This is a genomic window from Amycolatopsis sp. NPDC054798 (assembly GCF_053611505.1).
This window is the reverse complement of sequence record NZ_JBSHAM010000042.1, coordinates 1-20,913: the sequence shown is the minus strand read 5'-3', so window position 1 is coordinate 20,913 and position 20,913 is coordinate 1. Positions and strand designations below refer to the sequence as shown.

Below are 20,913 nucleotides of genomic sequence, written 5' to 3'. Positions count from 1 at the left end.
CCCATGCTCATCGCCGCTTACGTCCTCGCCTGCGTGCCCGCGCTCGGCATCATCTACGTCGGGTTCGGCTACCTGTTCGCCCCGGCGAAGAGCGCCGCCACGTTCGGCCTGCGCACGATCCCGGCCGGATCGACGGCGTTCTTCGAGATCAAGGGCAACCGCGACCTCGGAGCCGGGCTGATGCTCTGCGCCGCGATGCTCGCGGGCAGCCCGCACCTGGTCGGCTGGCTGCTGCTCGCCGCGACCGTGATGCCGCTTTGCGACATGCTGATCATCTTGCGGCACAAGGGAAAGAAGGGAATGGCCTACGGCGTCCACGGCGCGACGGCCGCGCTGATGGCGGCCACCTCGATCTTGTTCCTGCTGGGCTAACTCCGCGAAACGGACAATGAGTTACCGTGGCGGACGTGAACGTCGAAGTCACCCCTCTCCCCGGAATCGGTGTCCGCAAGGACTTCGCCACCCGCGCGGGACGTCGCATCGGCGTCGTCACCCAGCGGGACGGCAAGATCGAGCTGATCGTCTCCAAATCAGACGATCCGGACGCCTGCCTCGCTTCGCTGCCGCTGACCGCGGAGGAGGCGGGCGCGCTCTCGAACCTGCTCGGCGCGCCCCAGCTCGTGGCGCAGCTGAACGAGGAGCACCGCGAGCTGCCGGGCATCAACACCAAGCAGCTGCCGATCACCGCGGACAGCCCGTTCGACGGCCGTTCGCTCGGCGACACCGCGATGCGCACGCGCACCAGCGTCTCGATCGTCGCGGTGATGCGGGCCGGCCAGGTGCACCCGTCGCCGACCCCGGACTTCCTCTTCACCGCGGGCGACCTGCTCGTCGTGGTCGGCACGTCCGAGGGGCTGGAAGCCGCCGCCAAGATCCTCAAGCACGGCTGATGGATCACACCGCACTCTCCCTGGTCGAACTCGGCGCGGTCTTCTTCGTGCTCGGCGTGCTGGGCAGGCTCGCCGGCCGGATCGGCCTCTCCCCCATCCCCCTGTACCTGCTCGGCGGCCTGTGCTTCGGCTCCGGCGGCCTGATCCCGCTCGCCGACATCGGCGATTTCGCCCACCTCGCCAGCGAAATCGGCGTGGTGCTGCTGCTGTTGCTGCTCGGCCTGGAGTACTCCGCGGCGGAACTGTTCACCGGCATGCGGCGGTCGTGGACCGCGGGCCTGGTGGACATCGTGCTCAACGCGGCTCCCGGCGCGATCGTCGCGCTGATCCTGGGCTGGGGCCCGATCGGCGCGATCGTCATGGCGGGCGTCACGTACATCTCGTCGTCCGGCATCATCGCGAAGGTCCTCGGCGACCTGGGCCGGCTCGGCAACCGCGAAACGCCGGTGGTGCTGTCGATCCTCGTGTTCGAGGACCTCGTGATGGCGCTGTACCTGCCGATCCTCACCGCGATCCTGGGCGGGGTGAGCCTGCTCGGCGGGCTGGAAGCGGTCGGGATTTCGCTGCTGGTGATCACTGTGGTGCTGGTGATCGCGCTGAAGTTCGGCCGGTATGTCTCGGCGCTGGTGGACAGCGACGACCGGGAAGTGTTCCTGCTGAAGATCCTCGGCGCGGCGCTGCTGGTGGCCGGGATCGCGTCGGCGCTGCAGGTTTCGGCGGCGGTCGGGGCGTTCCTGTTGGGGATCGCGGTGTCCGGGTCTACCGCGCATAACGCGACTCGGTTGCTGGAGCCGTTGCGGGACTTGTTCGCGGCGATGTTCTTCGTGGTGTTCGGGTTGAATACGAATCCCGCGTCGATCCCGCCGGTGCTGGGGTGGGCGGCGGTGCTCGCTGTGGTGACGACGCTGACGAAGGTGGCTACTGGGTGGTGGGCTGCTCGGCGGCAGAAGATCGGGCGGCTCGGACGGGCTCGGGCCGGGGCGGCGTTGGTGGCTCGGGGTGAGTTTTCGATCGTCATCGCCGGGTTGGCGGTGACTGCCGGGGCGGTTGACGGGGAGTTGGCTGCGTTGGCTACGGCTTATGTGTTGTTGATGGCGATTCTTGGGCCGACAGCGGCTCGGGTGGTGGAGCCGGTGGCGAAGGCGTTGCAGCGGAAGGCTGCGGCTAAGGAGTCTGTTGCTGCTGGGTAGGCGGCGGTTTCGCTTTCGCAAGAGCGTTGCGTGGGGGCGCTGGCGGGGTTGGGTGCGCGGGCTGCGGTTGGGCAGGCGGGGCTGGGCTTGACCGCTGTTCAGTCAGCTGCCGTCGGTTCCCTCGGGGATGGGTTGCGGTGCATAGCATTCCGGAGGTTCGGCGAAGCCGTTCCAGAACACCCACAGGCATCCGCACTGAGGGCAGCGGAACATCGAGGTGCCCGCTAGGTAGACGGCTTCGGCGTCGACCATTCCCTCGAATTCGTCGAATTTCTGGTCGGAGATGACTTTCCACTCGAGCGGGTTGGGGATTTCGCCGCTCGTGGAGATGACGTAGTCGCACACGCAGCGGAACTTGGCCATCAGGACGTCACCACATCCTTCTCCGGACCCGGTAAGTATCGCGATCAAAGCCGCGAGGGGAACCCTGAGGGAATCAGATTCCCTCAGGGTTCCCCTCACAGACCCTTTGTCAGCGCAGGTCGAAGCGCGCCGCCGCGGGAACGTGCGCCAGCGGTCCTGCTGAGATGGATCCCGTCCACGGACGAGCCGGGACGGTGCCGACCAGCGGAACCTGGGCCGAGGTCTTGGCCAGGTCGATGGTCAGCTTCGGCGGGTTCGCGGGCGCGGTGACGAAGCCGTTGTCAGTCCCGCCGATCACCAGCGCCAGACGGTGTCCGGCAGGGACGATGTGGTCCGTGCTCGCGAGACGGAACGTCATCGTGTACGCCTTGCCCGGCGTGAGCCGCGCTTCCCGGCTCAGCGACTGGTAATTCGCCAGATCCGCCCAGCCTCGGCTGATGATCGTGTAGTCCACGTTCTTCGTGTCCGCGCTGGTCACCTTGTAGCAAGCGCTGTCGCCGTCCGTGCTCGAACCCCAGCAGGTGCGGTCCGTGCCGGTGACGATTCCTTCGCCGGGGCCGGAGAAGTTGCGGATCGTCGCTGGGCCGTAGTCGACCAGCATTGCCGACAGGCGCGCGCTTGAGGTGCTCGGCGTGGCCGTCACGGTGATCGACGAGGTGCCCGAGACCTGCACTGGCGAAGAGAGCGCGCCGGTGCTGTAGAGGACACGGTTCGCTGACGTGGCCGACGGATTCGCCGCCCACTCGTTCTCCCCCACCTTCGGGTTGTCGGTGAACGACGCGGTGCCTCGGCTGCCCGCGGTGCCGAGCGTGCCGACGCCCGCGGTACGGCCCGGCTGCGGACGCAACACTGTCGCCTTCGTGCCCGGGGCCGGGTAGGTCGCTTCGTTGGCCCACTGGTCCGGCTGCCGCTCGACAGTCGCCATCGGTTCCTTCTCGATGCCGTTGTCGATGCCCATCAGGTAGTGGTCGAACCACCGGTGCAGGGTGTCGACCCACTCGGCGCGCCGGTAGTCGAACGGGTCGACGTGGCCGGTCTGCGCGAGCCAGATCTTGCGCTGCACGCCCTTCGCGGCGAGCGCGTCCCACCATTGCCCGTAGTTGATCGGCATGACGTTCAGGTCGTTCACGCCGTGCGAGATGAACACGCTGGCGCGCACGTTCTTCGCGTTCGCCACGTAGTCGCGCTCCGCCCACAGCGGGCCGTAGTCGCCGTTCTCGGTCGCGCCCTGGGCGAGTTTCCGGTTCTGCGCCGAGCAGTCCTGGCCGCCGTTGCGGCGCTCGACGGTCTGCGCGAGACCGTCCGGGTTGAAGCCGAACGACGCGCCGTCCGAGCGGTAGTAGTCGTACCAGGAGCTGATCGCGGAGATCGGCACGATGGTCTTGAGGCCTTCGACGCCGGTCGAGGCGACGCCGTTGGCGATGGTGCCGTCGTAGGACTTCCCGATCATCCCGACGCCGCCGTCGCTCCAGCTCGCCGACATCGTCGTGCCGCCGGTTTTCGCGGTGTAGCCGGTCGCGCGGCCGTTCAGCCAGTCGACGACCTTCTTGGCCGACTGGACGTCCGAGTTGCCGCCGACGTCCACGCATCCGGTCGACCGGTTGGTGCCCGCCAGGTCCACGAGCACCGTCGCGTACCCGCGCGGGACGAAGTAGTTGTCGTAGAACAGCGGGAAGCCGACCGGGCGGCCCTGGTCGTCGTACGTCTTGAACTGGGTTTCGTTGCCGCGCCCCACCGAGGAGTAGTACGGGCTGGCGTCCATGATCACCGGGATCTTCTTGCCCGCCGCGGCCGGTTCCTTCGGCCGCACGATGTCCGCGGCGACCCGGTCCGGGACGCCGTCCCCGTCGCCGTCCCGGCCGAGGTCGACCCACACTGTTTCGCGGATCGCCCCGGCGTAGTCGTACTGCGGTTCGGTCCCGGTTCTCGCCGGTGCGGCCGTCGCGGCCGCCGGCACCGCCATTCCCGCGGCCAGCACCGCGGCGGCGCACAGCCCTGTCAGCACACGCATTCCCGTCGCCCTCCAGAGTCGTCGTCGGGTGCCGACAACTCAACCCGGCCGCCGGTGCCCGGCATCAGGGCCGAAAGTGGGGAACCGGTCAGAGTCCCACGGTGCGGTACAGCGCGCCGACCTCGCCGCGGTTCAGCCTGCGGATCGTGCCTTGGCGCTGGTTGCCCAGCTGCACGTCGCCGACCGCGGTGCGCACCAGCTTGCGCACCGGATGCCCGGTGGCCGCCATCAGCCTGCGCACGATGTGCTTGCGTCCCTCGTGGATCACCAGCTCGATCATGCTCCGGCCGGAATGCATGTCCTTGACCCGGAACTGGTCGACCTTCACGATCCCGTCCGGCAGCTCCCAGCCCGCGCGCAGCTCCTTGCCCAGCCCGCGCGGCACCAGTCCTTCGACCTCGGCGAAGTACGTCTTGAGCACGCGGTAGGACGGGTGCATCAGCCGGTGCCCGAGGTCGCCGTCGTTGGTGAGCAGCAGCAGGCCCTCGGTGTTCTCGTCGAGCCGCCCGACGTGCACGACGCCCGGTGTCTCCTCCCACCGGCCGCGCAGGTAGTCGCCGACGCACGGGCGGCCCCGGTCGTCCGACATCGTCGAGTGCACGCCCTTGGGCTTGTTGAACGCGAGGTACACCAGGTCGTCGCGGAGGTTGACCCGCGTGCCGTCGACGTGGATCACCGCCTCGTCCGGGTGCACGCGGCGGCCCAGCTCGGTGACGACCTCGCCGTCCACCTCCACCCGGCCTGCCGCGATCAGGTCCTCGGCGGCCCGGCGCGACGCCACGCCCGCCTGCGACAGGACCTTCTGCAGGCGGATGCCGTCGGGGTGTTGCTCAGATGTCATCGATGGTGTCCACTTCGGGTAGCAGCGGAGCGATCGGGGGAAGGTCGTTCAGCGACGACAGCCCCAGTCGCTCCAGGAACAGCTCGGTCGTCACGTACAGCGTGCCCGTGGTCTCCGGGTCGGTGCCCATCTCTTCGATGAGCCCCCGCGCCAGCAGGGTCCGGATCACGCCGTCCACGTTCACCCCGCGCACCGCGGCGACCCGGGCCCGGGTGACCGGCTGCCGGTACGCGATCACGGCGAGGCTCTCCAGCGCGGCCCTGGTCAGCTTCGACCGCTGGCCGTCCAGCAGGAGCTTCTCCACGAACGGGGCGTAGGTGTCCCTAGTGTAGAACCGCCACCCTTCGCCGACGCGCCGCAGGTCGATCCCGCTGGCCCGCTCGGTGAACTTCTGCGCCATCGTCCGCAGCGCGACGGTCACCCTGGCGACCGGCTGGTCCAGCGTTTCGGCGAGGGAATCCTCCGCGATCGGCGAGTCCACGACGAGCAGCAGCGCTTCGAGAGCGGCTTCCAGGGCCTCGTCGTCCTCGACGCTGGGCAGTCCGCTGTCGACGGCGACCAGGCCTTCGTCGTCGGACGGCCCGGCTTCCGGCGCGGCATCGGGGGCGCCGTCGGTTTCCGGTGCGGCTTCAGCGGTTTCCGGCTCGGTTTCGGCCGGCTCCGCGGCTTCGGCTTCCGGTGCCGGTTCCGGCTCGACGGCGTCGACGGGCTCCGCCTCGGCCTCGTTTTCCGGCTGCGGCGCGGTTTCCGGCGCGGTCTCGTCCGCCTCGACCGGGTCGGCTCCGGCTTGTTCGGCCTCGGCCTGAACCTCTTCCGCCGGAGCCGCCGGAGCTTCCTCGCCCGCCGATGCGGCAGGAGCCACCGGAGCATCCTCCGCCGCCGGTGCGCGGTCGTCTTCCGTGCTCACCCGTATTCCTCCTCCTCGGCCGCAGCGCGGTCCTGCTCGGCGGCGACAGACGCCTCGGCCACGCTGCCGCCGGTCCAGCGGACGTGCAGTTCCGCCAGTGCCTCCAGCTGCTCGAACTCCACCGACGATTCGCGGTACAGCTCCAGCAGCGCGAGGAACCGGGCCACGACCTCCACCGTGTGCTCGCAGTCCGAGGTCAGTTCCTTGAACGTCGCCTGCCCGGCCTCGGCGAGCTTCAGCCGCAGCAGCGCGGCGTGCTCGCGCACCGACACGCGTCCCATGTGGATGTGCGCGATCGACACCTGCGGCGGCGGTTTCGGCCGGAACACCGCGACCGCGATCTCCGCGAACCGTTCCGGCGTGACGCCCAGCATCACCTCCGGCAGCAGCCCGAGGTACCGCTCCTCCAGCGCGACCGACCGCGGGTACCGCCGCAGCGCGCCTTCCTCCAGCTCGCCGAACAGCGCGGCCACCTGCTTGTACGCGCGGTACTGCAGCATCCGCGCGAACAGCACGTCGCGGGCTTCCAGCAAAGCCAGGTCGTCCTCGTTCTCGACCTCGGCCGAGGGCAGCAGCCGGGCGGCCTTGAGGTCGAGGAGGGTCGCGGCGATCACCAGGAACTCGGTGGTCTCGTCGAGGTTCCAGTCCGGGCCGAGCGCGCGGGTGTAGGCGATGAAGTCGTCGGTGACCGTGTGCAGTGCGACCTCGGTGACGTCCAGCTGGTGCTGCGAGATCAGCTGCAGCAGCAGGTCGAACGGGCCCTCGAAGTTCTGCAGCCGCACCTTGAACTTCGAGGAGCCTTCGTCGGCGGCGTATCCCTCGGGGATGGTGCCGCCGTGCACGGTCTCGTGCTCGGCCGGAGCGGGCTCGGCGTCCCCGGGAGGTTCCGCGGCCGCCGGAGCAGCCGTCTCCCCCGGACCTTCCGCGGCCGCGTTCTCCCCGTCGTCCGGGGCCTCCGAGGCTGCGGGGGCTTCCGGGCCCGCTGTGTCTGCGGCGTCTGCTGTGTTGTCCGTGGCTGCCGCTTCCGGCTCCGGCAGCTCGGCCGATGCCGGTTCGTCCATCAGCCCTCGGTTCCGCCGTCCTCGCCGCTCGCCCGCAATCGCTGCACCAGCACGGACTCCTCGCCGCGCTGGTCGAAGTCGGCGAGCAGCACGGCGACCGCCTCGCGGACCAGCCTGCCGCGGTCGACCACCAGGTCGTGCTTGGCCCGGAGGTTCAGCCGGGCCTGCTCCATCGCGAGCAGTTCGTCGCCGGAGACGTAGACGGTGATCTTCGCGTCGTGCTTGGTGCGCCCGGATCCGCTGCGCGCCGCGTTGCGGGCCAGCTGGTCGGCTTCCGCGCCGCCCGCGGGCTTGCCGCGGTTCACCGGTTCCGCGGGAGCGGGCACGGCGGGGCGTTCGAGCGCGGGGGTCGCCGGGCTGGAGGTGAGGCGGAAGAGTTCCGACGCTCCGGGCAGGGAAGCGCGCCTGCTCACCGAGCGATCACCTCGCGGGCCAGCGCGCGGTAAGCCGCGGCGCCGGCGGATTTGGGGGCCCAGGTCGTGATGGGCTCGCCCGCGACCGTCGTCTCGGGGAACCGCACGGTGCGGTTGATCACCGTGTCGAACACGGTGTCGCCGAATGCCTCGACCACGCGAGCCATGACCTCCTTCGAGTGCAGGGTTCTCGGGTCGTACATCGTGGCGAGAATCCCCGTGATGTCCAGTTTGGGGTTGAGGCGTTCCTGCACCTTCTCGATCGTGTCGATCAGGAGCGCGACGCCTCGCAGACTGAAGAACTCGCACTCCAGGGGGATGATCACACCGTCCGCGGCGGTCAATGCGTTCACCGTCAACAGGCCGAGCGAGGGCTGGCAGTCGACAAGAACATAGTCGTAGTCGTTCATCACCGGACGAAGGACCCGTAACAACGTGTGCTCGCGCCCTACCTCTGCGACGAGCTGGACCTCCGCCGCGGACAGGTCGATGTTGCTCGGCAGCAGGTCAACGCCGTCGACGCGGGTTTTGCGGAGCACGTTCTCGATCTGCACCGAGCGCTCCATGATGACGTTGTAGACCGTCTGGTCCAGTTCGTGCGGCTGGATGCCGAGCCCGACCGACAGCGCGCCTTGGGGGTCGAAGTCGACCAGCAGCACGCGGCGGCCGCATTCGGCGAGCGCGGCGCCGAGGTTGATCGTGGACGTGGTCTTGCCGACCCCGCCCTTCTGGTTGCACATGGCGAGCACCTTCGCCGGGCCGTGCCGTTCCAGCGGCGGCGGCTCGGGGATCTCGCGCAGCGGCCGCCCGGTCGGCCCGATCCCGCTCTCCGCGCGCTCCTTCGCCCGCATCCGGGCGCGTTCGGCGCGGGTCAGCGGGCGTTCCGGCTCGTCGCCCTCGTGGTCCGCCGGGGTGGCGATCCGCGCGTGCTCGAGGTTCGCCGCGGCCGAACCGGAGGAACCGGCGGAACTGGCGGACACTGCGGACCCAGCGGACGCTTCCGGCCCGGCGGACGCGGCGGACACGGCCGGCCCAGCTGGCCCGGCGGACGCTGCCGGGTCCTCCGGCTGGTTCGGGGTCGGTGTCGACATGGCGCGAAAGCTCCTTGTTCGGCGGGGTCTCCGGCAGCCTATGCGTGATTCCGGAGCCCCGGCAAAGCGCCGCGCCGGGCCGCACGGGGCGAGTCACCGCAGCGTGGGAAGGCCCTCGGGCCCGGTCCGCGGTCAGCCGAGCGCGCGCGGATGCGCGGTGGCGTAGACCTCGCGCAGCGTCGTGACCGTCACGAGCGTGTAGACCTGGGTCGTGGTCACCGAGGCGTGGCCGAGCAGTTCCTGCACCACGCGGACGTCCGCGCCGCCCTCCAGCAGGTGGGTCGCGAACGAGTGGCGCAGGGTGTGCGGCGAGACCGCGGCGGTGATCCCGGCCCGCTCGGCGGTGTCCTTGAGCACCTGCCACGCGCTTTGGCGGGAAAGCCGGCTGCCGCGGGCGTTGAGGAAGATCGCCGAGGTGCCCCTGCCGTTCGCGGCGAGCGCGGGACGGGCGCGGACCAGGTACGCGTCGAGCGCTTCGAGCGCGGGACGGCCGATCGGCACCAGGCGTTGCTTGCCGCCCTTGCCGTCGAGCAGGACGGTGCGCTCGTTGTCGTCCACGTCGTCCACATCGAGCCCGACCGCCTCGGAGATCCGGGCTCCGGTCGAGTACAGCAGCTCCAGCAGCGCGCGGTCGCGCAAGGCGCGTTCCCCGTCCGGCGGCGGGGTGTCGAGCAGCTTGAGCACGTCCGCGACCGGCAACGCCTTGGGCAGCCGTTTCGCCGCGGCCGGCGGGCGGACGTCGCGGGCCGGGTCGTGTTCGGTGAGACCGTCGGCGTGCGCGAACTTGTGCAGGCCCCGGACCGCGACCAGCGCCCGCGCGGCCGACGACGCCGCCAGCGGCTGGTGTTCCTCGTCGCCCTCGCGCAGCGCGGCGCCGAACGACGTGACGTGCGCGGGCGTGACCTCGGTCAGCCGCACGACCCCCGCCGCTTCCAGATGCGCGGCATAACGGCGGAGGTCGCGGGAGTAGCTGTCGAGGGTGTTGCGGGCGGTGCCGCGTTCGACGACGAGGTGGTCGAGGTACGTGGCTATCGCGCCCCGCACCTCGACACCCGCATCATTCACGCCGCCACTCTAGGACGGCGCACCGACAGAACCGGGAAATCAGCCCTCGGCCAGTCGGCGCGCGAACCGTGTCGGCCGGTCCTGCCACGGCGCATCGGCCGGGCGGGTCTTCGCCGCCCCGGCCAGCACCGCGTGCGCGGCGAGCACTCCCGAGACGGTCGCCCCGTTGACCAGTTCGCCCGCCAATGCCATCCGGACCGCCTCGGCGAGCGGGAACTTCCGCACCACCAGGTCGGCCTCCTCCTCGCCGAGCACGTCACGGTCCACTTCGGACAGACCGCGCGCGAGGAAGACCCGCACCACCTCGTCGGTGAACCCGGGCGAGGCCGCGACGTCGACCAGCGTCTCCCAGCTGGCCGCCGCGAGCCCGGATTCCTCGGCCAGCTCGCGCTTCGCCGCCTCGACCGGCTCCTCCCCCGGGTGGTCGATCAGCCCGGCGGGCAGCTCCCACAGCCGGCGCCCGAGCGGATGCCGGTACTGGTGGACGAGCGTGACGTTGTCCTCGCTGTCGAGCGCCGCGATCACCACCGCGCCGAGGTGTTCGACCACCTCGCGCTTGGCGGTTTCCCCGTCCGGCATCACGACGTCGTCGACCCGGAGGCCGACGACGCGTCCCACGTGGACGACCGTGCTGGCGGCGACGGAAAACTCGTGCGTGCCGGGCGCGCTCACCGAGCCGCCACGGGCGTCTCGGGCAGTTCGACCGGGAGCCGTTCGGCGACCTTGCGGTCCACGACGGCCTTCACGAAGGCGCTGAACAGCGGGTGCGGCCGGGTCGGGCGGCTCTTCAGCTCGGGGTGCGCCTGGGTGCCCACGAAGAACGGGTGCACGTCCGCGGGCAGTTCGACGAACTCGACCAGGCGGTCGTCCGGCGAGGTGCCGGAGAAGACCAGGCCCGCGTCGCCGATCTGCTTGCGGTAGGCGTTGTTCACCTCGTAGCGGTGCCGGTGCCGCTCGGACACCTCGGTGGTGCCGTACGCCTTGGCCACCTGCGAACCGGCCTTGAGCTTCGCCGGGTACGCGCCGAGCCGCATCGTGCCGCCCATGTCGCGCTCGCCCGCGACGACGTCGCGCTGGTCGGCCATGGTCGAGATCACCGCGTGCTTGGTGTTCTCGTCGAACTCGGCGGAGTTCGCGTCCTCGATGCCCGCGAGGTTCCGGGCGCTCTCGATGACCATGCACTGCAGGCCGAGACACAGCCCGAGCAGCGGCACGCCGTGCGTGCGCGCGTACTGGATCGCACCGACCTTGCCCTCGATGCCGCGGATGCCGAACCCGCCCGGGATCAGCACACCGTCCACATCGGACAGCACGGAGGCCGCGCCGGATTCGGTCTGCGCGTCGTCCGAGGCCACCCAGACGATCTCGACCTTGGCGCGGTGCGCGAACCCGCCCGCGCGCAGCGCCTCGGTGACCGAGAGGTACGCGTCGGGCAGGTCGATGTACTTGCCCACCACCGCGACCCGGACGATCTCGCTCGGGTTGTGCACGCGGTCGAGCAGGTCGCCCCACACCGTCCAGTCGACGTCGCGGAACGGCAGGCCCAGCCGGCGCACCACGTAGGCGTCGAGCGCCTCGCCGTGCAGCACCTTCGGGATGTCGTAGATCGAGCGTGCGTCCGGGCAGGCGATGACCGCCTCGGTGTCGACGTCGCACATCAGGCCGATCTTGCGCTTGAGGTCGTCCGGGATCTCCCGGTCCGCGCGGCACACCAGGGCGTCCGGCTGGATGCCGATGTTGCGCAGCGCGGCGACCGAATGCTGGGTCGGCTTGGTCTTGAGCTCGCCCGAGGGGGCGAGGTACGGCACCAGCGACACGTGCAGGAAGAAGCACTGGTCGCGGCCGACGTCGTGGCGCACCTGGCGGCACGCCTCGAGGAACGGCAGCGACTCGATGTCGCCGACCGTGCCGCCGACCTCGGTGATCACCACGTCCGGCGCGACGCCGTTCTCGTCCGGCCCGGCCGCGGCGGTGATCCGCGCCTTGATCTCGTCGGTGATGTGCGGAATCACCTGGACGGTGTCGCCGAGGTACTCGCCGCGGCGTTCCTTGGCGATCACCTCCGAGTACACCTGTCCGGTGGTGACGTTCGCCTTGCCGTCGAGAGAGCGGTCGAGAAAGCGCTCGTAGTGCCCGATGTCGAGATCGGTCTCGGCTCCGTCGTCGGTGACGAACACCTCGCCGTGCTGGAACGGGTTCATCGTCCCGGGGTCGACATTGAGGTACGGGTCGAGCTTCTGCATCGTGACGCGAAGTCCGCGCGAAGTGAGCAGCTGTCCGAGGCTGGACGCCGTCAGACCCTTACCCAGAGAGGAGGCAACGCCTCCGGTGACAAAGACATACTTGGTAGCCCGCGACTGAAGTCCCACGGGCCGCCAGCATATCCCACTCCCGGCAGATCGCTCGCCGACGCCTCTTCCCGGCGCGGCGGAATCGGTTCACCCGTCCCGCGCTAGGCTTCGCGGCGTGACGAACATCCGCGATGACCACTGGACCGCCCCCGTCGCGGGCGCCTCGCTGGACGCCGCGGTGCGCGTCCCCGGATCGAAGTCGATCACCAACCGGGCCTACGTGCTCGCCGCGCTCGCGAGCGCGCCCACCCGGGTGCGCCATCCGCTCGATTCGCGCGACACCCGGCTGATGCTCGGCGCGCTCGCTTCGCTGGGCGCGCGGTCGGAAGAAACCATCGACGGCTTTCTCGTGCACCCGCTCGGCACCATCAGCGGCCGCGGCGACGAAGCGGCCGTCACCCTCGGCAACGCCGGCACTGTCGCCCGGTTCACGCCCGCCCTCGCCACGCTCGGCGACGTCTCGGTCGAGTTCGACGGGGACGAGGCGATCCGCCGCCGCCCGATCGACCCGCTGCTGGCCGCGCTGCGCAAGCTCGGCGCGCGGATCGACGACGGCGGACGCGGCGCGCCGCCGTTCACCGTGCACGGCACCGGCGGGCTGCGCGGCGGCCGGGTGGATCTCGATTCGTCGGCCTCCAGCCAGTTCCTGTCCGCGCTGCTGCTCGCCGGTCCGGCGTTCGACCAGGGCGTGACGGTGCGGCTGGTCGGCGGCGCCCCGCCGAGCGAACCGCACATCGCGATGACGCTCGACATGCTGCGCCGGTTCGGGGCCACCGTGGAGCGTTCCGCCACGGAATTCCATGTGGCGCCAGCGAAACTGTCCTGTCCGGAGTACGTCGTGGAGCCGGATCTGTCCACCGCGGCCCCGTTCGTGGCCGCCGCGGTGGTCGGCGGCGGGACGGTCCGGGTGCACGGCTGGCCGAAGCAGACCACGCAGCCGGGCGACTGGCTGCGCGGCCTGGTGACCGAACTGGGCGCGAAGGCGACGCTGGACGACACCGGCCTGTCCGTCACCGGCGGCGGCGCGTTCCCCGGCATCGACCTCGACCTGCACGAGGTCGGCGAGCTGACCCCGGTCATCGCGGCGATGCTGTGCTTCGCCGAGAGCCCGTCGAGCATCACCGGCGTCGCGCACCTGCGCGGCCACGAGACCGACCGGCTGACCGCGCTGGCCACCGAGCTGTCCGGCCTGGGCGCGGGCGTCACCGAACTCGAGGACGGCCTGGAAATCACCCCGGCTCCGATGCACGGCGGCGTTTTCCACACTTACGAGGACCACCGGCTGGTCATGGCCGCCGCGGTGCTCGGCCTGCGCGTGCCCGGAGTGCTGGTCGAGAACCCGGAGACGGTCGGCAAGACGTTCCCGAAGTTCGTCGAGACGTGGAGCGACGCCGTCAGCTGAGCAACCGGCGGATCTCGTCCGCCACCGCTTCGGGTTCGGTGACCGGCACCAGATGCCCGGACTTTTCCGCGATCCGGTGCCGTCCGCCCGCCGAAACCCGTTGCGCGTGCGCGGCATTCGCCTCCGCGCGCACCGCGGCGTTCATCCCGTCCCCGGGGCGCCCGCCGGACACGACCGTCACCGGATAATCGCCGAGGGCGGGCGGGTTCGCCCGCCAGGCCGCCAGCTCGTCCAGGAAGGTGCGCGCCTGTTCGGTCTGCGTGCGCAGCACTTGTGGCGTAAAGCCTTCTCGCACTAGATCGCGCCGGACGTCCTCCGGAGCGGCACGCAACATGGGCCGGTACAAGAACTTCAGCAATCCGGTCGCCGCGAGGATCCGGCCAGTACGCAGGAAAGCCCGTTCGGCACTGCGGAATCGGGGCGAGAACAGCACTTCCGCCGCTTCGTCAGTCGGGTCGACCAGCACCAGGCCCGTCACCTTCGCGGCGGTACGGGCGGCGGCGAGCCGCACGATCGGTCCCCCGGCGCTGTGCCCGACGAGCACGTACGGTCCCGGCCCGAAGTGGCTCAGCACGTCGACGAGGTCGTCGGCCATCCGGTCCAGCGTGCGCCCGGACGGATCCGGCGCGCTCCGCCCGAGCCCGGACCGGTCGTACACCACCGCCCGCGCGAACTCGCCGGCCAGCGGCTGCACCAGTCCCCACGACGACCGGCTGGCACCCGCTCCCGCTTCGAACACCACTGTCGGCCCGGCCCCGGGTCCGGGCAGCACCATCGCGTACAGCCGTCGTCCGTCCCTTGTGGACACCCACTCCGGCTCGCCCTGCACGTGCGCCACGCGGCGACCCCCTCCCGCTCGAAGTTAGGGTCACCTTACTAGAGATCAGCCCGCCGGACGCTCGCCCTGCTCGTCTTCGCCGAACAGATCGCGCAACGTCACCGCGCGGTTCACCCGGACGTGCTCGGCGGCGTACTCGCGCGCCCGTTCCACGTCGCCGGACCCGATGGCCTCCACCAGCCGGCGGTGCTCGTCGAGAAGCTCGTCCCAGTGCTCGTTCTGGCTGGTCAGCCACCGCAGCTGGCCTTCGAGCGGATGCAGCATCGTGGTCAGCAGCCGGTTGCCCGCGATGGCGATGATCTCGTCGTGCAGCCTGCTGTTGACCTCGGAGATCCGTGCGCCGTCGCCACTCTGGGTGACCCGCGCGGACTCGGCGAGCAGCCGCTCCAGCCGACGCATCTCCGGCTTCCCGGCCCGTTCCGCGGCACGCGCGGCGGCGAGGCTTTCCAGCGCCTCCCGGACGTCGAACAGCTCCTCGACGTCCACCCGAGCCAGCTGCCGCACCACCACCCGCCGGGGCGACGGCACGGCGACGAACCCCTCGGCTTCCAAGCTGCGGATCGCCTCGCGCACCGGCACCCGCGACACCCCGAGATCCTCGGCCAGCTCGCGTTCGACCAGCCGGTCCCCCGGCTTCAGCCGCCCGGTCAGGATCCGCTCCCGCAGTTCGTCGAGCACCCGGGCGCGCGTCGCCGCGAGCGGCTGCCGCTCCTGCGTGACGCCCACCCGTCCCCCTCTCGTCAGCATCGGACAATCGCAGAGTTTATCGGCAAGGGGGTTGACGCAGCAGCTACACCGGGCGATATTTGGGATCCCAAGTTTGGGATACCAAAGCTGCCGGCACGTCGACCGGAGGTCTGCGATGACGCACGCCCCGTCCACCGAAACCAGCGCGACCGTCCAGCCCGAACCCGACCCCCGGCTGTGGAACGAAGACCTCGCCCCGGCAAAGGAGCGGCGCTGGAAGGTCTACGACATCTTCGCGCTCTGGATGTCGGACGTGCACAACCTCGGCAACTACACCTTCGCCGCCGGGCTGTTCGTGCTCGGCCTCTCGGCCTGGCAGGTGTTCACCGCGCTGCTGTTCGGGTTCGTGGTCATCTTCTTCGGGATGAACCTGATGGGCCGGATCGGGCAGCGCACCGGCGTCCCGTTCCCCGTAGTGGCACGGATCAGCTTCGGCACGTTCGGCGCGAACCTGCCCGCGCTCATCCGCGCGGTGATCGCGATCTTCTGGTACGGCATCCAGACCTACCTCGCCAGCGTCGCCATCACCTTGCTCGTGCTGGCGATCGACCCCGGCCTGAAACCGTTGACCGAACACGGTTTCCTCGGCCTGCACGCGCTCGGCTGGATGTGCTTCGTGGCGCTGTGGCTGGTGCAGGCGCTCGTGCTGACCCGCGGCATGGAGGCGGTGCGGAAGTTCCAGGACTGGTGCGGCCCGCTGATCTGGGTCGTGATGATCGCGCTCGCGGTGTGGATCCTCGCCGCGAGCCACTGGCACATCTCGTTCACCAGCAGCCCGCGGCAGCTGTCCGGCGGCGAGCAGGTGCGGCAGTGGTTCGGCGCGGCCGGGCTGATCCTGTCCACCTACGGCACGCTGATGCTCAACTTCTGCGATTTCTCCCGCAACGCCCCGGACCAGAAAACGGTGCGGCGCGGCAACTTCTGGGGCCTCCCGGTGAACTCGACGGCGTTCGCGCTGCTGTCGGTGATCGTCACCGCGGGCAGCCTGCAGGTGTTCGGCGAGGCGATCACCGACCCGGCCGAACTGCTTGCCCGCGTGCACAACACGCCGGTGCTGATCATCGGCGCGCTGACCTTCGCCATCGCCACCATGGGTGTCAACATCGTCGCGAACTTCGTCTCCCCCGCCTACGACCTGGCCAACATCTGGCCGAAACGGATCTCGTTCACCGTCGGCGGCATGATCAGCGCCGTCGCCGCGCTGTGCGTGCTGCCGTGGAAGCTGTACTCGTCGCCGGTGGTGGTCAACTATTTCCTCGGCGGGCTCGGCGCGTTTCTCGGGCCGCTGTTCGGGATCATGGTCGTCGACTACTACCTGATCCGCCGCGGCGAGATCGACGTCGAGCAGCTGTTCGTGCGCGACGGCAAGTATCCCAAGGTGAATCCGCGCGCGATGGCCGCCTTCTTCCCGTGCGCCGTGCTGTCCGCGGTGATCGCGCTGGTGCCGTTCTTCGCGCCCGCCGCGCCGTACTCGTGGTTCCTCGGCACCGCGAGCGCCGGATTGCTCTACTACGCCGTTTCGTACCGCCAGCGGAGGGCTTGATGCGGATCCTCGTGACCAACTGCAACACCACCGAGGCCATGACGAAGGAGATCGAAGCCGGGGCGCGGGCGGCCGCCAGCCCTGGCACCGAAATCGTCGCGCTGACGCCGAAGTGGGGTCCGGAATCGGCCGAGGGCTGGCTGGACAGCTTCCTGTCCGCCGCGGCAGTGCTGGACCTGTTGCGCACCACCGAGGAAACGTTCGACGCGGTCGTCCTCGCCGGTTTCGGCGAGCATGGCCGCGAGGGCGCGCGCGAACTGCTGGATGTGCCGGTAGTCGACATCACCGAGGCCGCGGCGCACCTGGCCGGGCTGCTCGGCCGCCGGTACGGAGTGGTCACGACGCTGGACCGCACGTGCGGGCTGATCGAGGACAGCCTGCACTCCGCCGGGGTGGACCGGAATTGCGTCGCGGTCGTCGGCACCGGGCTCAGCGTGCTGGAATTGCGCGACGAGGAACGCACCGAATCCGCCCTGCTCGCCGCCGGATCGCGGGCCCGCGACGCCGGAGCCGAGGTGCTCGTGCTCGGGTGCGCCGGGATGACCGGACTGGACCGCACAATGTCGGCGATGCTCGACGTTCCGGTGGTCGACGGCGTCGCCGCCGCGGTCCGGCTCGCGGAATCGCTGGTGGCGCTGGGATTGCGCACCAGCCGGGCCGGTTCCTACGCCCGGCCGCTCGACAAACGCCGCACCTGGCCGGGCGGCTAGCCGCGCACCGGCACCCGCGCCCGCCCGGTCAGCGCCTTGCTCCACGGCAGCCGCCGCAGCACCTCGACGATCGCGAAGGTCAGCGCCACCGTCGCCGGGTACGCCACCAGCGTCGTCCACGGCGCGCCGTACCGGTCGCCGACGAAGACGAACAGCGGGTCCAGCAAGGCGATCGCGATCGGGTGGGTCAGGAACACCGCGAACGACCGGTTCACCGCCCAGGACACGAACCGCCCGCCGCGCTGCCTGCTCTCCGCCCAGCGCGCGCCCGCCAGGTAGATCCCGGCGATCACCGCGACGAACCACGGGATCAGGTACGGGCGGAAGGCGTCCGACGCCATCTCCGGCCACTCTCCGAAGCGGACGCTCACGAAATAGCCGGTCTCCGCGAGCACGAGCCCTCCCGCCATCGCCAGCAGGACCCAGCGCGAATGCCCGCGCAGCCAGGCGTGCACCGCCTCGAAGTGCACCGCCGCCGCGGTGCCGAGCAGCATGTAGAACTGGTAGACGACGAAAGTCGCGAAGAACTTGCTGACGAAGCCGTAGCCCAGCGCGGCGGGCGGGTAGCTCATGAAGACCGCCACCGCCACCTGGATCGCGCCGGAGCACGCCAGCACGGTCCACGGACGGCGGCGGATCAGGCCGATCAGCTTCACCAGCAACGGGAACAGCAGGTACACCTGCAGCGTCACCAGCATGAAGTACATGTGGTACCAGGCGTTCCCGGTGAGCAGGTCGAGCCCGAGCGTGCGCAGCTGCGCGCCGACGGACCCGACCGGCTGGTCCGAGGCGATCAGCGAGTAGACCCGGTAGACGACCGTCCAGACCACGTACGGAATCGCGACCAGCGGGAACCGCCTGCGCCAGAACTTCCCGGGCTGCACCGGCCGGTCCCGGTACTGGAACACGAGCACGAACGCGGTCAGCGCGAAGAACGCTTCGCGGGTCAGGTGCAGCGGCGTCTGGATCGCGTCGGCGACCACGTCCTGCGGGTAGGTCGTGGAGCCGATCACGTGGATGAGGATGACCAGGCCGAAGGTGACGACGCGGTACAAATCGAGCTGACGCAGGTGCGGCGATCGGGCGGGCGCCGGCTCGTCCGCGCGGACGAGCGGGATCTCGGTAGTGGTCATCGTTCGGCCGTGCTCCCGGGGTCGTTGGCGCTCATGGTGCCAGGCTCTCCTCCGCAGCTGTGAGCCACCCATGATCTTCCTGAGACCCGGCTGATGCCGCGCGGGACGGGTGTCGGGTCAGCCACACCCGTACGGGTGAACGGGCCCCGACCAGTGGTCCGGACCACTGGCCCCGCTTGGAACAGGCCGTTCGTCGGGCCTTTCCGGACACTTCACCACAAATCGCCCAGGCCCGGAAATTGGTCTAGTCCACAGTATTGACTCCGGCTGTGCGCTGGTTCACATTCGGAAGCGGGCCGGCCCCCGCTCCTGCAGTGATCACCCGATGTCCGACGCTTGCCGCGCATTCCGGTGCGGCAGGCGGACTTCGCTTGTGCGAGGGAGAACTCCTATGCCCCACCGGACCTTGAGACCGCTGGCCGTGGCCTGCGCCGCCGTGGCCGCCGTGGTCGTGGCCGGTCTCACCATCCTGGCCCGGCCCGCCCCGGCCACCGCGACGCCCGCGCCCTCCTCGGGCGGGCTGCGCATCGCCTACTTCGACCAATGGAGCATTTACCAGAACGCGTACTACCTCAAGAACGTCGACAAGATCGCCGACAACATCGACTACCTGCTCTACGACTTCGAAAACATCGAGCCGAACAACCTCACCTGCTTCGAGACGACGAAGGCGACCACCCCCGACCCGGGCGGCGAGGACGACCCGAACGCGGGCGACGGCGCGGGCGACCAGTTCGCCGACTACCAGAAGTCGTTCGGCTCGGACATCAGCGTCGACGGCACCGCCGACACCTACAACATGCCGATCGTCGGCAACTTCCACCAGCTGCAGGAGCTCAAGGCCCGGCACCCGAACCTGAAGGTGCTGCTGTCGCTCGGCGGCTGGACCTACTCGAAGTACTTCTCCGACGCCGCGGCCACCGACGCCTCGCGCAAGAAGTTCGTCAGCTCCTGCATCGACATGTTCATCAAGGGCAACATCCCGGCCGCGGGCGGCTTCGGCGGCCCCGGCACCGCCGCGAACATCTTCGACGGGTTCGACATCGACTGGGAGTACCCGGCGCACCCCGGCGGGCACACCGGCAACCACTACAGCCCGAACGACACCAAGAACTTCACCGCGCTGCTCGCCGAGTTCCGTTCCCAGATGGACGCGCTGGGCAAGCACTACGCGCTCTCGGCCGCCCTGCCCGGCGGCCAGGACAAGATCGCGAAGATCGAAACCGACAAGATCCACCAGTACATGGACTTCGCGGACCCGATGACCTACGACATGCACGGCGCGTGGGACAAGACGGGGCCGACGAACTTCCAGGACCCGCTCTACCCCTCGCCGAACGACCCGTCCCCGACCATTCCGCCGGGCACTGAGAAATACACCATCGACCAGGTGATGAAGGCGTACACGCAAGGCGATCCGGCGTACGGCATCCCCGGCGGGTTCCCGGCGTCGAAGCTGACCCTCGGCATCCCGTTCTACTACCGGGGCTGGACCGGCGTGCCCGCGGGCTCGAACCACGGGCTGTACCAGACCGCGACCGGGCCGTCCGCGCCGCATCCGCTCAGCGGCAACGTGCCCGGGGTCGCGATGTACAAGGAACTCTCCGGTGTGGTCGACAACCCGGCGACCACGTTCTGGGACCCGACAACGCAATCCGCGTGGTTCTACGACGGGACGAGCTTCTACGGCGGTTCGTCGAAGCAGTCGATCAAGGCGCGCACCGATTACATCCATTGCAACGGCCTCGGCGGCGCGATGATGTTCTCGCTCTACGACCTCGACCCGAACTCGACGCTGTTCCACGCCGTCGTGGACGGGCTCGCCGCGCCGACGGAGGGCTGCTCCGGCCCGCCGCCGACCACCTCGACGACGCCCACCACGCCGACCACCCCCACGACCCCGACCACTCCCACAACCCCGACCACGCCGACCACTCCCACTACGCCGACCACTCCCACGACTCCGCCGAACCAGTGCACGGCAGCGGCGTGGGACACCGGCAAGGTGTACAACGGCGGCGCGGTCGTGTCGTACAACAACCACACCTGGACGGCGAAGTGGTGGACGCAGGGCGAGCAGCCCGGCACCTCGGACGTCTGGACGGACAACGGAGCCTGCTCCGGCGGCGGCGGTCCCACGACCGCGTGCCCGGCGGCGTGGAACACCTCCCAGTCCTACAACGCGGGCGCGGTGGTGTCCTACAACGGGCATCGCTGGTCCGCCAAGTGGTGGACGCGGGGCGAAACGCCCGGCAGCGCGTCGGTCTGGGCCGACAACGGCACCTGCTGACCCCGCAGTAGGCGCGTGAAATACCGGCGGCGGCGCCGGTTTCCCTCCCCCGAAGGGAACCCGGTGC

20 protein-coding genes are annotated in these 20,913 nt (G+C 70.0%); 7 read left to right on the top strand and 13 right to left on the bottom strand.

What is annotated here, in order from left to right; all coding sequences use genetic code 11:
• Positions 1 to 3: 3 nt before the first annotated feature.
• Genes ACWGIC_RS24690 through ACWGIC_RS24680 form a run of 3 tightly spaced genes read left to right on the top strand, consistent with a single transcriptional unit; the run spans position 4 to position 2,080 of the window.
• Positions 4 to 372 carry a DUF4267 domain-containing protein gene (locus ACWGIC_RS24690; RefSeq protein WP_452078319.1) on the top strand — a complete coding sequence of 123 codons (369 nt, stop codon included), beginning with the start codon at positions 4 to 6 and terminating at the stop codon, positions 370 to 372.
• A 35-nt stretch (positions 373 to 407) separates the two neighbouring features.
• Positions 408 to 890 (top strand): cation:proton antiporter regulatory subunit, encoded by a 483-nt coding sequence (locus ACWGIC_RS24685; RefSeq protein WP_452078318.1) that lies wholly within the window; start codon positions 408 to 410, stop codon positions 888 to 890.
• Positions 890 to 2,080, top strand: a complete 1,191-nt coding sequence (locus ACWGIC_RS24680) for a cation:proton antiporter (RefSeq protein WP_452078317.1) — start codon at positions 890 to 892, stop codon at positions 2,078 to 2,080. The genes ACWGIC_RS24685 and ACWGIC_RS24680 overlap by 1 nt, the downstream gene beginning before the upstream one ends.
• Before the next feature lie 102 nt (positions 2,081 to 2,182).
• Here ACWGIC_RS24680 and ACWGIC_RS24675 read toward each other — a convergent pair whose 3' ends face one another.
• The 10 genes from ACWGIC_RS24675 to ACWGIC_RS24630 all read right to left on the bottom strand — a co-directional run bounded on the left by ACWGIC_RS24675 (position 2,183) and on the right by ACWGIC_RS24630 (position 12,201).
• Complete coding sequence (locus ACWGIC_RS24675; RefSeq protein ID WP_452078316.1) at positions 2,183 to 2,443, bottom strand: hypothetical protein; 261 nt, start codon at positions 2,441 to 2,443, stop codon at positions 2,183 to 2,185.
• Positions 2,444 to 2,552: 109 nt separating this feature from the next.
• A complete protein-coding gene (locus ACWGIC_RS24670) occupies positions 2,553 to 4,454 on the bottom strand; it encodes a Xaa-Pro dipeptidyl-peptidase (RefSeq protein ID WP_452078315.1) in 1,902 nt (633 codons plus the stop codon).
• 88 nt (positions 4,455 to 4,542) lie between these two features.
• The gene (locus tag ACWGIC_RS24665) at positions 4,543 to 5,295 is read right to left on the bottom strand and encodes a pseudouridine synthase (RefSeq protein ID WP_009079554.1); all 753 of its coding nucleotides are present in this window, start codon (positions 5,293 to 5,295) and stop codon (positions 4,543 to 4,545) included.
• Positions 5,285 to 6,202: an SMC-Scp complex subunit ScpB gene (scpB, locus tag ACWGIC_RS24660; RefSeq protein WP_452078314.1), complete on the bottom strand. Its 918-nt coding sequence runs from the start codon at positions 6,200 to 6,202 to the stop codon at positions 5,285 to 5,287. Before scpB ends, ACWGIC_RS24665 begins: the two co-directional genes overlap by 11 nt.
• A complete protein-coding gene (locus ACWGIC_RS24655; RefSeq protein ID WP_452078313.1) occupies positions 6,199 to 7,263 on the bottom strand; it encodes a segregation and condensation protein A in 1,065 nt (354 codons plus the stop codon). Before ACWGIC_RS24655 ends, scpB begins: the two co-directional genes overlap by 4 nt.
• Complete coding sequence (locus ACWGIC_RS24650; RefSeq protein ID WP_452078312.1) at positions 7,263 to 7,676, bottom strand: cobyrinic acid a,c-diamide synthase; 414 nt, start codon at positions 7,674 to 7,676, stop codon at positions 7,263 to 7,265. Before ACWGIC_RS24650 ends, ACWGIC_RS24655 begins: the two co-directional genes overlap by 1 nt.
• Positions 7,673 to 8,767, bottom strand: a complete 1,095-nt coding sequence (locus ACWGIC_RS24645) for a ParA family protein (protein WP_452078311.1) — start codon at positions 8,765 to 8,767, stop codon at positions 7,673 to 7,675. Before ACWGIC_RS24645 ends, ACWGIC_RS24650 begins: the two co-directional genes overlap by 4 nt.
• A 132-nt stretch (positions 8,768 to 8,899) precedes the next feature.
• A complete protein-coding gene (gene xerD, locus ACWGIC_RS24640; RefSeq protein ID WP_452078310.1) occupies positions 8,900 to 9,832 on the bottom strand; it encodes a site-specific tyrosine recombinase XerD in 933 nt (310 codons plus the stop codon).
• Positions 9,833 to 9,871: 39 nt separating this feature from the next.
• Positions 9,872 to 10,504: an NUDIX domain-containing protein gene (locus tag ACWGIC_RS24635; RefSeq protein WP_452078309.1), complete on the bottom strand. Its 633-nt coding sequence runs from the start codon at positions 10,502 to 10,504 to the stop codon at positions 9,872 to 9,874.
• On the bottom strand, positions 10,501 to 12,201 hold the full coding sequence (locus tag ACWGIC_RS24630; protein ID WP_452078308.1) for a CTP synthase: 1,701 nt from the start codon (positions 12,199 to 12,201) through the stop codon (positions 10,501 to 10,503). Before ACWGIC_RS24630 ends, ACWGIC_RS24635 begins: the two co-directional genes overlap by 4 nt.
• 97 nt (positions 12,202 to 12,298) lie before the next feature.
• Between ACWGIC_RS24630 and aroA the strand changes: the two genes are divergently transcribed.
• The gene (aroA, locus tag ACWGIC_RS24625; RefSeq protein ID WP_452078307.1) at positions 12,299 to 13,585 is read left to right on the top strand and encodes a 3-phosphoshikimate 1-carboxyvinyltransferase; all 1,287 of its coding nucleotides are present in this window, start codon (positions 12,299 to 12,301) and stop codon (positions 13,583 to 13,585) included.
• Here aroA and ACWGIC_RS24620 read toward each other — a convergent pair.
• Together ACWGIC_RS24620 and ACWGIC_RS24615 are read right to left on the bottom strand one after the other, a co-directional pair.
• A complete protein-coding gene (locus ACWGIC_RS24620; RefSeq protein ID WP_452078306.1) occupies positions 13,578 to 14,423 on the bottom strand; it encodes an alpha/beta fold hydrolase in 846 nt (281 codons plus the stop codon). The two genes, aroA and ACWGIC_RS24620, sit on opposite strands and share 8 nt — an antisense overlap.
• 45 nt (positions 14,424 to 14,468) lie before the next feature.
• Positions 14,469 to 15,170 (bottom strand): GntR family transcriptional regulator, encoded by a 702-nt coding sequence (locus tag ACWGIC_RS24615; RefSeq protein ID WP_452078305.1) that lies wholly within the window; start codon positions 15,168 to 15,170, stop codon positions 14,469 to 14,471.
• Positions 15,171 to 15,285: 115 nt separating this feature from the next.
• Here ACWGIC_RS24615 and ACWGIC_RS24610 point away from each other — a divergent pair, with 115 nt between their 5' ends.
• On the top strand, positions 15,286 to 16,713 hold the full coding sequence (locus ACWGIC_RS24610; protein ID WP_452078304.1) for an NCS1 family nucleobase:cation symporter-1: 1,428 nt from the start codon (positions 15,286 to 15,288) through the stop codon (positions 16,711 to 16,713).
• Positions 16,713 to 17,423 carry an aspartate/glutamate racemase family protein gene (locus ACWGIC_RS24605; protein WP_452078303.1) on the top strand — a complete coding sequence of 237 codons (711 nt, stop codon included), beginning with the start codon at positions 16,713 to 16,715 and terminating at the stop codon, positions 17,421 to 17,423. The genes ACWGIC_RS24610 and ACWGIC_RS24605 overlap by 1 nt, the downstream gene beginning before the upstream one ends.
• Here ACWGIC_RS24605 and ACWGIC_RS24600 read toward each other — a convergent pair.
• Positions 17,420 to 18,556 carry an acyltransferase gene (locus ACWGIC_RS24600; RefSeq protein ID WP_452078302.1) on the bottom strand — a complete coding sequence of 379 codons (1,137 nt, stop codon included), beginning with the start codon at positions 18,554 to 18,556 and terminating at the stop codon, positions 17,420 to 17,422. The two genes, ACWGIC_RS24605 and ACWGIC_RS24600, sit on opposite strands and share 4 nt — an antisense overlap.
• A 391-nt stretch (positions 18,557 to 18,947) precedes the next feature.
• Between ACWGIC_RS24600 and ACWGIC_RS24595 the strand changes: the two genes are divergently transcribed.
• A complete protein-coding gene (locus ACWGIC_RS24595) occupies positions 18,948 to 20,846 on the top strand; it encodes a glycosyl hydrolase family 18 protein (protein WP_452078301.1) in 1,899 nt (632 codons plus the stop codon).
• Positions 20,847 to 20,913 lie beyond the last annotated feature (67 nt).

Bases quoted from the DNA above. Each gene is read 5' to 3' on its own strand.
- ACWGIC_RS24690 (WP_452078319.1), top strand. From the start codon at position 4: ATGCTCATCGCCGCTTACGTCCTCGCCTGCGTGCCCGCGCTCGGCATC.
- ACWGIC_RS24680 (WP_452078317.1), top strand. From the start codon at position 890: ATGGATCACACCGCACTCTCCCTGGTCGAACTCGGCGCGGTCTTCTTC.
- ACWGIC_RS24675 (WP_452078316.1), bottom strand. From the start codon at position 2,443: ATGGCCAAGTTCCGCTGCGTGTGCGACTACGTCATCTCCACGAGCGGC.
- ACWGIC_RS24670 (WP_452078315.1), bottom strand. From the start codon at position 4,454: ATGCGTGTGCTGACAGGGCTGTGCGCCGCCGCGGTGCTGGCCGCGGGA.
- ACWGIC_RS24665 (WP_009079554.1), bottom strand. From the start codon at position 5,295: ATGACATCTGAGCAACACCCCGACGGCATCCGCCTGCAGAAGGTCCTG.
- ACWGIC_RS24655 (WP_452078313.1), bottom strand. From the start codon at position 7,263: ATGGACGAACCGGCATCGGCCGAGCTGCCGGAGCCGGAAGCGGCAGCC.
- ACWGIC_RS24645 (WP_452078311.1), bottom strand. From the start codon at position 8,767: ATGTCGACACCGACCCCGAACCAGCCGGAGGACCCGGCAGCGTCCGCC.
- ACWGIC_RS24615 (WP_452078305.1), bottom strand. From the start codon at position 15,170: ATGCTGACGAGAGGGGGACGGGTGGGCGTCACGCAGGAGCGGCAGCCG.
- ACWGIC_RS24610 (WP_452078304.1), top strand. From the start codon at position 15,286: ATGACGCACGCCCCGTCCACCGAAACCAGCGCGACCGTCCAGCCCGAA.
- ACWGIC_RS24605 (WP_452078303.1), top strand. From the start codon at position 16,713: ATGCGGATCCTCGTGACCAACTGCAACACCACCGAGGCCATGACGAAG.
- ACWGIC_RS24600 (WP_452078302.1), bottom strand. From the start codon at position 18,556: ATGACCACTACCGAGATCCCGCTCGTCCGCGCGGACGAGCCGGCGCCC.
- ACWGIC_RS24595 (WP_452078301.1), top strand. From the start codon at position 18,948: ATGCCCCACCGGACCTTGAGACCGCTGGCCGTGGCCTGCGCCGCCGTG.